Raw genomic sequence first — 13,411 nt, forward strand, 5'->3', positions numbered from 1 at the left:
CGGACCTTTTCGGAGGGGTGGGGGTGCGGCTCCGGACGCGTGGCAGCGGGCTCGAGCCGCGCAGGGCTCGGGCCCGCCCCACCCGAGAGGCCCCACGTCCGGGAATGCGCACTCCTCCTACATAGGGAATGCGCATCGGCCTACATACATCGGTGGATGCTCCGCTCCCCGCGGTGGTCGCCGGCGCGCGGCCGCCGGCCGTGCACGCGTCGCTGAGTATGCGGAGCTGTTACCCGTCACCTCTTGACGATCAAGAGCGGCAGGTGAATCGTTGACAACGTTGTCAAATCACCTACTTCGGGGGGACTTCGAAGGGATGGTGTGCGATGCGACGGTGGTTAACGGCCGTTTCGATCACGATGGTGAGCGTATTGGGCCTGGCGGCCTGCGGCGGTGGTGGCGGCGGGCAGGCGACCCAGTCACCCGCGGCGGGCGGAGGCGGTAAACAGCAGGTCGAGGTCTTCTCCTGGTGGACGGGCCCCGGTGAGGCCGACGGCCTCGCGGAGATGCGGAAGATCTTCGAGCAGCAGAATCCGAACTACACGTTCTTCGACGCGGCGGTGGCGGGCGGCTCCGGTGACAAGGCCAAGGCGCTGCTGCAGTCGAAGCTCCAGGCCAGTCAGCCGCCCGACACGTTCCAGGGACACGCGGGCGCGGAGCTGCAGGGCTACATCAAGGCAGGCAACCTGGAAGACCTGACCTTCCTCTATGACGAGCTCAAGCTCAAGGACGTCTTCCCCGCGCAGCTCGTCGAGCAGATCAGCGTCGAGGGCAAGATCTATTCGGTGCCGGTGAACATCCACCGGTCCAACGTGCTGTGGTTCAACCCGTCCGTGCTCAAGGAAGCAGGCGTGGCGGCCGCTCCCAAGACGATCGACGAGTTCGTCGCGGCGCTGGAGAAGGTCAAGGCCAAGGGCAAGATCCCGCTGTCCATCGGGTCGGAGTGGACCGTCACCCACCTGCTGGAGAGCGTGCTGCTCGGCTCGCTCGGCACCGACGCCTACAACGCGCTGTTCAAGCCGGGCGCGAACTGGAACAGCCCGGAGGTGACCAAGGCGCTGGAGAGCTTCGCCAAGATCATGTCGTACGCGGGCGACCCGCAGGACGACTGGCAGCCCGCGGCCAAGCAGGTGGCCGACGGCCAGGCGGCGTTCAACGTCATGGGCGACTGGGCCTACGGCTACTTCCACAACCCGCCCGAGGGCGGCCTGGGCAAGAAGTCGAAGACGGACTTCGACTGGGCGCCGGCCCCCGGCACCGAGGGCACGTACCTCTGGCTGTCCGACAGCTTCACCCTCCCCAAGGGCGCCAAGAACCGGGAGGGGGCCATCGCCTGGCTGAAGGTCGCGGCCAGCAAGGAGGGCCAGGACGCCTTCAACCCGAAGAAGGGCTCCATCCCCGCCCGCAAGGACGCCGACCAGGCGCTCTACACCGACTACCTGGCCGACGCGCTGAAGGACTGGTCGAGCGACAAGCTGGCCGGGTCGATCCAGCACGGCGTCGCGGTGAACCAGCCGTGGCTGGCCGCGATCAACGAGCAGGTGGGCCTGTTCATCGGCAGCAAGGACGTCAAGGCCCTGCAGCAGGGGCTGGCCGACGCGGCCACGGCCAACGCACAATAACTCATCGGGGTGCGGCGGGCGTGCCCGCCGCATCCATGGGAGGACATGGTTGTGAGGCGGGCACGCACGTGGCTGCCCGGGCTCCTCCTCGTCACCCCGTCGATCGTCGCGATCGGCGTCTTCGTGTACGGCATGCTGGGCTGGAACTTCCAGCTGGCCATGACCGACAAGCACGATCAGGTGTCCGAGGGGCAGTTCGTGGGGCTGCAGAACTTCATCGACATCTGGGACCAGCCCCGATGGCATCTCTCGGTCAACCACACGATCGTGTTCACGGTCGTGTTCGTGCTGGGGGCGCTGCTGCTCGGGTGGCTGCTGGCGTTCCTCATGGAGAAGGGGATCAAGGGCGAGGGGACGTTCCGGGCGATCTACCTGTTCCCGATGGCGATCTCGTTCGTCGCCACCGGGATCGTGTGGCGGTGGCTGATGAACTCGGGGACGGGGGAGCGGGCGGTCGGGCTCAACCGGCTGTTCGACTGGCTCGGGCTGCCGCAGTGGCAGTGGTTCAGGGATCAGGACTGGGGCATGGCGGCGATGGCGCTCCCCGCCATCTGGCAGATGTCCGGATATGTCATGGCGCTGTTCCTGGCCGGCTTCCGGGGTGTGCCGGAGGAGCTGCGTGAGGCGGCGCGGGTGGACGGCTGCACCGAGTGGGGCGTCTACCGGCACGTGGTGCTGCCCATGCTGCGGCCGGTGACCCTGTCGGCGCTGATCATCCTGGGGCACATCTCGCTCAAGGTGTTCGACCTGATCGTGGCGGTGTCGGGCAAGCAGATCATCACCGACGTGCCGGCCGTGTTCATGTGGGTGGCGGTGTTCGACTCCAACGACCCGGCCAAGGGTGCCACGATCGCGTCCTACATCGTGGTGAGCGTGGCGATCTTCGTGATCCCGTACCTCATCTGGTCCGTTCGTGCGGAGCGGCGAACGGTCAGGCCCGAGAGCGGTAGCTTGCGTGGCCAGCGAGGGCCGAGTGAGCGCGACCATGAGCAGGAGCGGCGGTCATGACGGCCGTGGGCGGGCGCCGGGCGAAGCCGCTGCTCTGGACGCGGTTCGGGGTGCTGCTGCTCTTCGGGGTGATCTTCCTCATCCCGATCTACGTGCTGCTGGTCACCAGCTTCAAGCCGCTCACCGAGGCGGATCCCGGCCAGGCCTGGAACCTGCCGCAGACGTGGACGGCCGAGGCGTGGCGGGTGGCCTGGGAGAAGCTCGCCCCCGGGCTGTGGAACAGCGTGCTGCTGGCCGTGCCGGGGTCGCTGCTGTCGTGCGCGCTCGGGTCCATGAACGGCTACGTGCTGTCGAAGTGGCGCTTCCCCGGGGCGGACGTGCTCTTCACGTTGTTCCTGTTTGGCATGTTCATCCCGTACCAGGGGGTGATGATCCCGCTGGTGCAGCTGCTGGTGTGGCTGAACGAGGCGACCGGGCTGCAGGGCGTCTTCTACGGCGGCATCCCCGGGCTGGTGCTGGCCCACGTCGTGTACGGCATCCCGATCTGCACGCTGATCTTCCGCAACTACTACGTCACGATCCCCGACGAGCTGATCGAGGCGTCGCGGGTGGACGGGGCCGGGCTGCTGCGGACGTACTGGTCGATCGTGCTGCCGGTGTCCGGGCCCGCGTTCGCGGTGGTCATCATCTGGCAGTTCACCTCGCTGTGGAACGACTTCCTGTTCGCCGTCTTCCTGACCGGGCCGCAGAGCTGGCCGACGACCGTGATGCTCAACAACATCGCGGGCGCGCAGGCCACCCCGTACAGCCAGCAGATGGCGGCGGCGATCCTCGCGTCGATCCCGACGATGGTGATCTATGTCCTGCTGGGCCGGTTCTTCATGCGCGGCCTCATGGCCGGCGCGCTCAAGGGGTAGCCCCTTCAAGGAGTGGCAAGGTGGACCAGTGGCTCGCCGCGCACGTAGCGGGCCACGTCCGCGGCCACGATGGCGGCCGCCTTCATGGCCGTCTCCTTGCTCGCCCCGGCCAGGTGCGGGGTCATCACCAGGTTCGGCGTCGTGAGCAGGCGTGAGCCCGGCGGGATCGGCTCCTCGGGGAAGACGTCCATCGCGGCGCCGAACAGGTGGCCCGAGTCCAGCGCGTCGCACAGGGCGTCGTAGTCGAGCAGCGCGCCGCGGGCGCAGTTGACCAGGACCGAGCCGCGGGGCATGGCGGCGATCTCGGCCGCGCCGATCATGCCGGCGGTCTCGGGGGTGGCGCGGGCGTGCAGGGAGACGAAGCGGGAGCGGCGCAGCAGCTCGTCCAGGTCCACGTTCTCGGGCGCGTCCACGTACGGGTCGTGGACGATCACCTGCGCGCCGAAGCCGTCCAGCATGCGGGCCACGCGGCGGCCGATCGCGCCGTACCCGACCAGGCCGACCGTGCTGCCCTCCAGCTCGGGGCCGACGTTGTCGTACATGTAGTAGTCGCCCCGCCACACGCCCCCGGCCAGGTCGGCGTGGGTCTGCGGGAGGCGGCGGGTGGCGGCCAGCAGCATGGCCAGGGTGTGCTCGGCGGTGGCCACCGCGTTGCGGCCCGGCGCGTACGTCACCGCGACGCCCGCCTGCGCGGCCGCCTCCAGGTTCGCGTTGACCGGGCCGCCCCGGCTCACGCAGAACAGCCGCAGATCGGGGGAGGCGTCCAGGACGCGCTTGGTCAGCGGCGCCATCTGGGTCACGCAGACCTCGACGCCACGCAGCGCCTCGATCAGCTCGTCCTCCACGTCGGACGCCTCGTCCACCTCGCCCACCCGGCCGAACGGCTCCACCGGCCACGGCAGCGTCAGCTCGCGGATGTCGACCTCGCCGGGCACCGCGCGCCTGAGCGCGTCGACGAGCAGGCGGTTCTGGACGAAGTGGTCGCCTGCGGCAAGGACTCGGATGGTCAACGAACGGCTCCAATCGGGGAGTTGTACTGCAGCAACGCCGCCCGCCCGGTGTCGCGAAGGCGGACCTCGGTCAGCGCGCAGTTGTCCAGGCGCGGGAGGAGCCGCCGGTACTCGCCGAGCGGCACCCCCATCAGCCGGCACAGAGTCAGCCTGATGGCCGTCGTGTGCGCGACCACCAGCACCCGGCCGCCGGCGTGTGCGGCGGCGATGTCGGCCAGGGCCTCGGCGAACCGGGCGGCGGCGGCGTGCGGGTCCTCGCCGCCCGGCAGGGGATGAGCCGCGGGGTCGGCCTCGAAGGCGGCGCGGGCCTCGGGGAAGCGGGCCTTCATCTCGGCCGCGGTCAGGCCCTCGCCCTCGCCGAAGTCCAGCTCGAGGAGGCGGGGGTCGGTGTGGAGTTCGAGGCCCGCCTTCGTGGCGGCGGCCTCGGCGGTGATCACGGCCCGGCTGAGCGTGGAGGCCCAGACCGCCGCCAGGCCCGCCGTCGCGGCCCATTCGGCGAGCTGGGCGGCCTGGGCGTGGCCGCGAGGGGTCAGCTCGACGTCGCTGACGCCGGCGTAGCGGTTCTCGGCGTGCCAGACGGTCTCGCCGTGGCGGACGAGCACGAGGTCGGTCATCGGGCGATCCTCTCGCGGGCGTGGTGTGCGACCTTCCCTGGAAGCCAGCCGCGCTGCTCCAGCTCTCCGACGAAGCGCAGGTACGGCTCGCGCAGGTCGGCGCCGGACGGGTCGATCACGGCGCGGGTCCTGATCATTTGGGCCGGGTCGCCGCCCGCGAGCACCGCCATGCCGAGCGCGGGCTCGGCGTTCTCCCGCAGCGTCACGGGACGTCCCAGGACGTCTGCCCGGAGCCGGGTCCAGTACGCGCTCCTCGTGGCGCCACCGGTCAGGATGATCTCGCCGTCCACGGGCGCGCCGAGCAGGTCCAGGTAGTCGAAGCAGAGGCGCTCCACGAAGGCCGCGCCCAGCAGGATCGCCACGTAACGCTCGACGTCGCCGGCCGGTTGCCCGAGCGTGAACGTCTCGGCGTCCGGGGCGTCGAAGGGGAAGCGCTCGCCGCGTGAGACGAGCGGGTATGTCACGGGCGCGGAGGGGGCCCATTCGGCCGAGCCGCGGCCCACGGTGACGGGGCGAGCGGGCTCGGGGTGGGCGTGTGCTCGTCGTCGGCTGCCGAAGCGGGCGGCGGCCTCGGAGCTGAGGGCGTCCAGGTCGCGGCCCGGGAGGTCGCGGGTCAGTGCGCCGGCGCCCGTGCTGGAGGCGCCGCCCGGCAGCCAGGAGCCGTCGGGGGCGCGGTGAGAGTAGACGACGCCGAGCGGGTCGTGGAGCAGCTCCTTCGTCACGCCCTTCAGCACCAGCGTCGTGCCCAGCACCGAGTTCCAGCTCCCGATCCGCGTGGCGCCCGCGCCGAGCTGGGCCGCGCAGCCGTCCGTGGTTCCGGCGATCACCGGTGTGCCCGCGGGGATGCCGGTCTGCTCGGAGGCGGCCGCGGACACCATGCCCAGCTTGCTCCCCGGCCGTACCACGCCGGGAAGGACCCCCGGGGGCAACAGGTTCAGCACTTCGAAGGGCCAGCGCTCCTCGATCAGGTCCACGCCCGTCTTGAGCGCGTTGCTCAGATCGGTGGCGACCTCGTGCCCGACCAGCCGCCGGTTCACGAAATCGCTCTGATGTGCCAGTCGCGCCCCGGCGGGGGCGTCGCGGAGCAGCCACAGCAGCTTCGGCAGCGCCCAGTTGGGCTGCATGCGCCGGTAGCCGAGCCGTTCCCACACGGCCGCGCCCACCTCGTTGACCCGTTCGGCGTCGGCCCGGCGGTCGTCGTACATGAGCGCCGGGGTCAGCGGACGGCCGGCCGCGTCGGTGAGGAGGATCGTTCCAGAGGTCGCGGCCACGGCCACGCCCGCGATCCGCGAGGCCGGCACGTCCCGCAGCGCCTCCCGGGTGGCTGCGGCCAGCGCGCGCCACCACTCCTCGGGGTCCTGCTCGTGGCGCGGCCCGTCGCGGCGGCTGGTCAGCGGCCGGCCGGCCGCGCCGAGCACCTCCCCGGTCTCGGCGACGGCCATCGCCCGCACGCTCTGCGTCCCGAGGTCGACGCCGATCCAGACACTCATGCGCGTCCCCGCATCTCGCCCAGCAAGGGCCAGGAAACCGCGCTGGTCGCGCGGAGGGTCAGGAAGTCGTCGAACAGCCGCGCGTAGAACGCCTGCCGGGCGGCGTCGGGCGCCACGGCGTCCCGCAGGCGCACGTGCTCGGCGGCCGCGGTGGCGATGGACGGCGCGGCGCCCGTGGCGGCCAGCCCCACCAGGTACGCGCCCCGCGCCCCCACCTCGGCGTCGGCCGGCCGCCGCACCGGCAGCCCGGTCACGTCGGCGATGAGCCTGAGCCAGGCGGCGCTGGCCGAGCCGCCGCCGCACACCCGCAACTCCGTCGGCGCCGCGCCGGTGGCCGCCAGGCAGTCCTTGATCACCATCGTGAGCCCTTCGAGCACCGCCCGCGCGACGTGCTCACGCCCGTGTTCGACCGACATGCCCAGCATCGCCCCCCGCGCCAGGGGGTCGGAGAACGGCGCCCGTTCCCCGGCCGGCGACAGGTAGGGCAGGAACGCCAGCCCGCCCGCCCCCGGCGCGCACCGCGCGGCCAGCTCGCTCAGCTCGGCCGGGTCGCGCAGCCCCAGCAGGCGGCACGTCCACTGCACCACCTCCGTGCCCGCGAACGTGGGAAAGGCCCGCAGGTAGCCGCCGGGCAGCGCGATCGTGATGCCGACCGGCTCGCCGTCGAGGCCGGGGGAGTCCACGACGACCTCGGTGCAGAGCGTGGTCCCGAGAATGCCGCACGCCTGCCCGGTCGTCACCGCGCCCGCCCCCAGGGCCGTGGCGGCGATGTCGTACGGGGCCATCACGACGGGCGTCCCGGCCGGCAGGCCGAGCGCTTCGGCGGCGTCCGGCAGCAGCTCGGCGACGTGGCCGGAGCGCACCGGGGGAAGGAGCCGCTCGGCCCACTCCAGGCCGAACATGGTCAGCAGCTCAGGGGAGTAGGCCCGCGCCCCCAGGTCCATGAACGGCGCGGAGGCGTCGGACTCGTCGGCCACCCGCTCCCCGGTCATCCTCGCGAAGATCCAGCCGCCGCAGGTCAGCAGGGCGGCCGACCGGTCGAGCCGATCGGGGTCGTGCTCCCGCAGCCAGGTCAGGATCGCGTGCGGCAGCCCGGACGCCGCCGTGGACCCGTTGACGCGGAAGGCCGCCGCGGCCAGCCCCTCCCGGGTCCAGGCGTCCACGGTCGCCGCCGCGCGGGCGTCGTTCCAGAGGACGGCGGGCCCGGTCGGCGCGCCGTCCGGGCCGACCAGCCAGCAGCCGTCGCCCTGGGCCGTCACCGCCACGAAGTCGACCGGGCCGGCCAGGGTCGCGACCTCGCGCACGGTGGCCGCGACCGCGTCCCAGACCGCGTTCATGTCCTGCTCGGCGTGGCCGGGCGCGGGCCTGGACACCGCGGTCTCCCGCCGGGCGACGGCCGACTCGGCGCCCGCGGCGTCGTACGCGACCGCCTTGATGACCGTGGTCCCCGCGTCCACGCAGATGATCGCCATCACGCCCTGCCGTGGGAGGTCCTCGACCGCCGCGACACGGAGTCGACGATGACCGCGAGCAGCAGCACGGCGCCGGTGACCACGAACCTGATCGAGGAGTCCAGGTTGAGCAGCGTCAGCCCGCTGGAGATGGACTGGATCACGATGATGCCGAGCAGCGCGCCGAACGCCGTGCCGCGCCCGCCGAACAGGCTCGTCCCGCCGATCACGGCCGCCGCGATGGCGTTGAGGTTGACGTCGCCGCCGCCGCTGCTCTGGTTGGCCGCCGCCAGCCGGGCCGCGGCCAAAATGCCGCCGACCGCCGCGAACGTCGAGCACAGCACGAACACCGAGGTGTAGATCGCCTTGACGTTGATGCCCGCCCGGCGCGCGGCCTCGACGTTGCCGCCCACGGCGTAGACCGCCCGGCCCCACTTCGTCCGCGACAGCAGGTAGTGCATGATGAGCACCAGCGCCACGAAGAAGACGAACATCCAGCCCACGCCGCGCGTCTGTCCGAGGTACCAGACCACGAACGCCAGCACGGCCAGCAGCGCCGCGCTCCGCACGGCCAGCGCGGACACGCTCCTGGCCGACAGCCCGGCCCGCCGCCGCTCCCGGGCGTGCAGGTAGCCGCTGGCGAACAGCCAGACCGCGGCGATCACCGCGAACGTGTACGACAGCCAGGCCGGCACGAAGTCCAGCTGCGCGAAGTTCACCAGACCCGAGTCGAACGGCAGGTTGATCGAGCCCTTGGTGCCCAGCACGTACAGCTGGAGCCCGAGGAAGGCCAGCAGGCCGGCCAGCGTGATCACGAAGCTGGGCACGCCGAACCTGTTGAACAGCTGCCCGTACACCCACCCGATCACGGCACCCATGATCACCGCGGCCGCGACGGCCAGCCACGCCGGCAGTCCCTCGCTCACGAACAGCACCGCCAGCACCGCGCCCGACAGCCCGCTGACCGAGCCGACGGACAGGTCGATCTGGCCGACGAGCAGCACGCACACGATGCCGAGCGCGATCACGCCGACGGCGGCGGACTCCAGCGTGAGGTTCACCAGGTTGGCGCTGGACAGGAAGATCGGGTTGAGGATCTGCAGGACCGTCCAGATGACCACGAGGCCGACCACGACGGGGATGACGCCGAGGTCGCCGCCGCGGGCCCGCTCGACCACGTCGGCGAGCGCGCCGCGCAGCCCGTCGCGCTCCTGGAGCCGCTCGTCCTGGCGGTCGGTCGTCACAGCGGTCACGACGACGCTCCTTCCTGTGCTCGTGCCGTCACGCTCACGAGGGCGTTCCTCTCTGCGCACGGCGGGACACCACGTTGTCGGTGGCGCCGGTGATGGCGGCGATGATGTCCTCCGTCGAGACGGCGTCCACGTCGAACACCCCGTTGTTGCGGCCGAGCCGCAGCACCGCCACCTTGTCGGCGACGGCCTTCACGTCCGCCATGTTGTGGCTGATCATGATGACGCCCAGACCGTTCTCGCGGAGCCGCTCGACCAGGTTGAGCACCTCGGCCGTCTGCGCCACGCCCAGCGCGGCGGTGGGCTCGTCGAGGATGATGACCTTCGGGTCGCCGAGCAGCGACCGGGCGATGGCGACCGTCTGCCGCTGGCCGCCGGACAGCGCCGCGACCGGCACCCGTACGCTCGGGATCTTGGCCGAGAGTTGGCGGAGCAGCTCCCACGAGCGGGTCTCCATGGCCACGTCGTTCAGCCGCAGCGGGCGGATCTCCTGGCCGAGGAACAGGTTCTGGATGACGTTGAGGTTCTCGCACAGCGCCAGGTCCTGGAAGACCGTGGCGATGCCGAGCTTGTGCGCGGCGGCCGGGGTCGGGATCTCGACCTCGCGGCCCTCGAACGTGATCGTGCCGGAGTCCTGCGGGTGCACGCCCGAGAGGATCTTGACCAGCGTCGACTTGCCCGCGCCGTTGTCCCCGACGACGGCCACGACCTGACCGGCGGCCACGTCGAGGTCGACGTCGGTGAGCGCGGCCACCGCGCCGAAGGTCTTGCTGATCCCGCGAAGGGAGAGGACGTCCATCAGGCCATCACTTGATTCCGAGCTCGGCGCAGCCCTTGGCGTACTCGCCGGTGCAGACGTCGGCGGCCTTCATGATGCCGCTGTCGAACAGCACTTCCTTGATGTTCTCCTTGGTCACGACCGTGGGGACGAACAGCTCGGACGGCGTGTTGTACAGCGTGGTCTTGCCGGCGGGCTTCTTGCCCTGCATGAACTCCCACGCCACGTTCGCGGTGGCCTCGGCCACGATCTTGATGGGCTTGGAGATCGTGTTGTACTGGTCGCCGGCGATGATGCGCTGCGCGGCGGCCACCTCGGCGTCGTTGCCGGTGACCGGCGGCACCTTCACGCCCGCGGCCTTGAAGGCGGCGATCGCGCCGCCGCCGGTGCCGTCGTTGGCCGCGACCACGCCGACGATCTGGTCCTTGAACTGGGTGATCTGGCCGCTCACCCAGGTCTGCGCCTTCTCCGGCTGCCAGTCGGGGGTGTCGTACTCGGCCAGCAGCTTGAAGCCGCTCGGGTCGATCGCGCTGTGGATGCCCTTCTTGATCAGCCCGGCGGCCGCGTCCGTCGGCGAGCCGTTGACCTCGAGGATCCCGCCCTCGGCCTTCTCCGCCTTCAGGTGGTCGACGAGGGACTGGGCGATCAGCTGGCCGATCTTCTCGTTGTCGAACGAGATGTAGTAGTCGGCGGGCGTGGCCGGGATCGGCCGGTCGTAGGCGATGACCGGCACCTGCTGCGACTGCGCCGTCTTGACGATGGTGGCCGCGGCGGCGGAGTCGACGGGGTCGATCACCAGGGCCTTGACGCCCTGGGCGAGTGCGGAGTTGGCCTGTTGCTGCTGCTTGGCGGCGTCGGAGTCGGCGTTCTGGTAGATGACCACGCAGGTCGGGCAGAGCTGCTTCATCCTGGCCTCGAACAGCGGCTTGTCCTGCAGCTCGTACCGGGTGGAGGCGAGGTCGGGCATGAGGAAGGCGACCTTGGCGTTCTCGACGCTTCCGCCGCCGCTGCCGGTGGTCCCGCCGCTGGAGCCGGAGCTTGAGCCGCACGCGGCCAGCGCCGAGCCTGCGAGCACTGCCACTGCGGCGAACGCGGCGGTCCGCATCTGAGCTCTGTTCACGGGTTCGTTCCTCACTTGCTATGTCCTCGCGGACGGGTTCATGACGCTCGCTGCCCCCGAGAGCAGGACGTGACCTCACAGGAGGTACGTCCCTTTTGGTGAACGTTACCCTGCGTTCAGAAAGATTGTCCAGAAAAATTGTTCAAAGCTGGTGAGCTGCGGCGACCAGGCCCTCCGCGGTCGGCGTGTCCGTGACGAGCTGGTTGAAGTAGCCGCCCCTGGCGCCCGCGACGATCGAGAGCACCTTCTCGGCGCCCACCGCGACCGCGATCACGGCGGGGATGCGGCGCAGCTCCTCAGGCTTGGCGGCCACCAGCCGCTCGCTGCCCGGGTAGGTCACCGGGGCGCCGTCGCGGTCGTAGACGCGCATGCACACGTCGCCCACGGCGTGGCGCAGGCTCTCGGCGTCGCGTGGCATGAGGGCGGGCACCATCTGCCGCATCAGCGGCGGCGAGCCGACGCCGACGATCGCGCACTTGGCGTGTGCCCACAGGTCCATGACCTTGCGCACGGACGGCTCGTGCTGCAGCGAGTAGAACAGCTCGGGCCCGGGCAGGGCGGGCGCGTAGAGGTAGGCGGGCACGCCGCCGACGCGTTCGGCCAGGATGCGGGTGGTCTCGTTGGTCTGGAACCAGGGCTGCGGCTCCTCCTGCCCGCCCACCGCCGGCGCGATCGTGACGCCGGGGAACTGGCCGAGCCCCTCGCGGGCGCACTCGTAGACCGTGGTGCCCGACGAGACGAGCACGACGTCGCCCGACTCCAGGCCCACGGCGGCCAGCGCGCGGGAGACGCCGGGCGCCAGCCAGGGGCCCAGGGCCGGACCGCTGACCTTGGGGACCAGGTAGACGCGCCGCAGGCCGAGCGCCTGGGCCACCTCGTCGGCCAGCGGGCCCTCCGTCAGCTCGGCCGGCCGGTGCACCTTGATCTCGACGATGCCCTGTCTGCGGGCCTCGGTGAGCAGCCGGCTCACGGTGGCCCTGGAGACGCCGAGCCGCTTGGCGATGTCGCCCTGCGTGGCGTCCTCCATGTAATACTGCTGCGCCGCCGCGTACATCAGCTCATGCGGGAACCTGGCCTGCTGCCCGTCGGGGGCGACGTCGGCGGCATTCATGCGCGCGCTCCTGGGATGTGAACATCTTTGCTGAACTGATGTGCGACCCACTATAGCTTCCGGGGGCAAGGCTAGCCGGTGATCAAGGCGTCGCCGAGGGGCGTGCGGGCGTACATGACGCTGCGGCCGATGCGGGTGCCGGCGATCAGGCCCGTCCGGCGCAGCGCGGCCACGTGTTCGCCCGTGGTGCCCACGCTCTGCCCGAGCAGGGCCGCGAGCTGGGTGGTCGTGGCGGGCTCGCCCAGCTCGGCGAGGATGCGGGCACGGCTGCGGCCGATCAGCAGCGACAGGTCGGCGTCGGGCGCGGGCGGCGCGGCCGCGATGCCCCGGGCAGGGTAGATCATCGCGTACGGCCAGGCGTCCTCCAGGTAGGCGGCGATGCTGGTCATGAACGCGGACGGCACGAAGAGCAGCCCCTTTCCGCCGAGCCGGTAGGGTCCGCTGATCGAGCGCAACTCGATCTCGATGTGCCCGCCGCGCCGCCAGTGCACCCGAGGGCTGAGGTCCTCCAGCGCCGCCGCCCAGCCGTAGGCGGCCAGCCGGCCGGCCCGCTGCGCCACGTCCCGCTGGAGGATCGCGCGGAAGCGCGGCCACTCGTGAGAGATGATCTCCGTCCACAGCGCCTGGTACGCGTCCGCGAGCCGCCGGACCACCTCCGGCCCCAGGAGGAATTCGCGGACCGTCATAGGCGCGGGCGGGCGCACGGCCAGCACCTTGACGATCTCCGCTCGCGCCTGCTCCAGCGGTGTCTCCCGCATGGCGGCCAGCTCTTCCTCGAACGACACGTCCACCGCGGTCGGCGGAGGGGCGACGAAGGAGACGTTCGCGCTGCCCGCGTTGCCGCTGATCGCCGCGGCCGCCTGGAGGGCCGGGTGCTCCCGTACGAGTTCCCGGTACGTCTTCCGCCACCGTCCCGCCCACGTCCCGTGCACACCCGCCCCGGTGCGGCCGGCGAGCACCCATTGCGCGTGCATGGTCTCGATCAGCGGTGAGATGGCGAACCGGCTGGCCACCAGGTCTTGCGGAGTAACCTCGATGCTCACAGGCACGTTTCGGTTATATCCGAAAAAATCGCCCCGTCGAGGGTTCGCTCGCAGCAT

The 13,411-nt window shown here is 71.2% G+C and carries 12 protein-coding genes; 3 read left to right on the forward strand and 9 right to left on the reverse strand.

The genetic code is table 11. The features are described 5' to 3' along the window. Window positions 1-359 precede the first annotated feature (359 nt). The 3 genes from ID574_RS26625 to ID574_RS26635 are packed head-to-tail and all read left to right on the forward strand — an operon-like array spanning window position 360 to window position 3,487. Window positions 360-1,622, forward strand: a complete 1,263-nt coding sequence (locus tag ID574_RS26625) for an ABC transporter substrate-binding protein (RefSeq protein WP_223167130.1) — start codon at window positions 360-362, stop codon at window positions 1,620-1,622. Between the two features lie 51 nt (window positions 1,623-1,673). Beyond that, entirely contained in the window at window positions 1,674-2,630 is a 957-nt protein-coding gene (locus ID574_RS26630; RefSeq protein WP_223167081.1) for a carbohydrate ABC transporter permease, read from the forward strand. After that, window positions 2,627-3,487, forward strand: coding sequence for a carbohydrate ABC transporter permease (locus ID574_RS26635; RefSeq protein ID WP_188191696.1), 861 nt, complete (start codon window positions 2,627-2,629; stop codon window positions 3,485-3,487). Before ID574_RS26630 ends, ID574_RS26635 begins: the two co-directional genes overlap by 4 nt. A gap of 5 nt (window positions 3,488-3,492) precedes the next feature. Here the strand turns inward: ID574_RS26635 and ID574_RS26640 are convergent, their stop codons facing one another. The 9 genes from ID574_RS26640 to ID574_RS26680 form a co-directional block, all read right to left on the reverse strand. Beyond that, window positions 3,493-4,497, reverse strand: a complete 1,005-nt coding sequence (locus tag ID574_RS26640; protein ID WP_188191697.1) for a 2-hydroxyacid dehydrogenase — start codon at window positions 4,495-4,497, stop codon at window positions 3,493-3,495. After that, complete coding sequence (locus ID574_RS26645; RefSeq protein ID WP_188191698.1) at window positions 4,494-5,111, reverse strand: histidine phosphatase family protein; 618 nt, start codon at window positions 5,109-5,111, stop codon at window positions 4,494-4,496. Before ID574_RS26645 ends, ID574_RS26640 begins: the two co-directional genes overlap by 4 nt. Next, window positions 5,108-6,601: an FGGY-family carbohydrate kinase gene (locus tag ID574_RS26650; RefSeq protein WP_188191699.1), complete on the reverse strand. Its 1,494-nt coding sequence runs from the start codon at window positions 6,599-6,601 to the stop codon at window positions 5,108-5,110. Before ID574_RS26650 ends, ID574_RS26645 begins: the two co-directional genes overlap by 4 nt. Next, window positions 6,598-8,073, reverse strand: a complete 1,476-nt coding sequence (locus ID574_RS26655) for an FGGY-family carbohydrate kinase (RefSeq protein WP_188191700.1) — start codon at window positions 8,071-8,073, stop codon at window positions 6,598-6,600. Before ID574_RS26655 ends, ID574_RS26650 begins: the two co-directional genes overlap by 4 nt. Then, the gene (locus tag ID574_RS26660; RefSeq protein WP_223167082.1) at window positions 8,073-9,305 is read right to left on the reverse strand and encodes a sugar ABC transporter permease; all 1,233 of its coding nucleotides are present in this window, start codon (window positions 9,303-9,305) and stop codon (window positions 8,073-8,075) included. The genes ID574_RS26655 and ID574_RS26660 overlap by 1 nt, the downstream gene beginning before the upstream one ends. Before the next feature lie 34 nt (window positions 9,306-9,339). After that, the gene (locus ID574_RS26665; protein ID WP_188191701.1) at window positions 9,340-10,101 is read right to left on the reverse strand and encodes an ATP-binding cassette domain-containing protein; all 762 of its coding nucleotides are present in this window, start codon (window positions 10,099-10,101) and stop codon (window positions 9,340-9,342) included. A 7-nt stretch (window positions 10,102-10,108) separates the two neighbouring features. Continuing rightward, entirely contained in the window at window positions 10,109-11,200 is a 1,092-nt protein-coding gene (locus ID574_RS26670) for an ABC transporter substrate-binding protein (RefSeq protein WP_223167083.1), read from the reverse strand. Between the two features lie 142 nt (window positions 11,201-11,342). Continuing rightward, window positions 11,343-12,311, reverse strand: a complete 969-nt coding sequence (locus tag ID574_RS26675) for a sugar-binding transcriptional regulator (RefSeq protein WP_188191702.1) — start codon at window positions 12,309-12,311, stop codon at window positions 11,343-11,345. 71 nt (window positions 12,312-12,382) lie between these two features. Continuing rightward, window positions 12,383-13,360, reverse strand: a complete 978-nt coding sequence (locus ID574_RS26680; protein ID WP_223167084.1) for a winged helix-turn-helix domain-containing protein — start codon at window positions 13,358-13,360, stop codon at window positions 12,383-12,385. Window positions 13,361-13,411 lie beyond the last annotated feature (51 nt).

The organism is Nonomuraea sp. SYSU D8015 (genome assembly GCF_008065375.1).
In the GTDB taxonomy this organism is placed as follows: Bacteria; Actinomycetota; Actinomycetes; order Streptosporangiales; family Streptosporangiaceae; genus Nonomuraea.

Excerpts from the sequence above, each read along its gene's own strand:
- ID574_RS26650 (WP_188191699.1), bottom strand. The coding sequence starts at position 6,601 with ATGAGTGTCTGGATCGGCGTCGACCTCGGGACGCAGAGCGTGCGGGCG.
- ID574_RS26675 (WP_188191702.1), bottom strand. The coding sequence starts at position 12,311 with ATGAATGCCGCCGACGTCGCCCCCGACGGGCAGCAGGCCAGGTTCCCG.
- ID574_RS26645 (WP_188191698.1), bottom strand. The coding sequence starts at position 5,111 with ATGACCGACCTCGTGCTCGTCCGCCACGGCGAGACCGTCTGGCACGCC.
- ID574_RS26625 (WP_223167130.1), top strand. The coding sequence starts at position 360 with ATGGTGAGCGTATTGGGCCTGGCGGCCTGCGGCGGTGGTGGCGGCGGG.
- ID574_RS26635 (WP_188191696.1), top strand. The coding sequence starts at position 2,627 with ATGACGGCCGTGGGCGGGCGCCGGGCGAAGCCGCTGCTCTGGACGCGG.
- ID574_RS26655 (WP_188191700.1), bottom strand. The coding sequence starts at position 8,073 with ATGGCGATCATCTGCGTGGACGCGGGGACCACGGTCATCAAGGCGGTC.
- ID574_RS26665 (WP_188191701.1), bottom strand. The coding sequence starts at position 10,101 with ATGGACGTCCTCTCCCTTCGCGGGATCAGCAAGACCTTCGGCGCGGTG.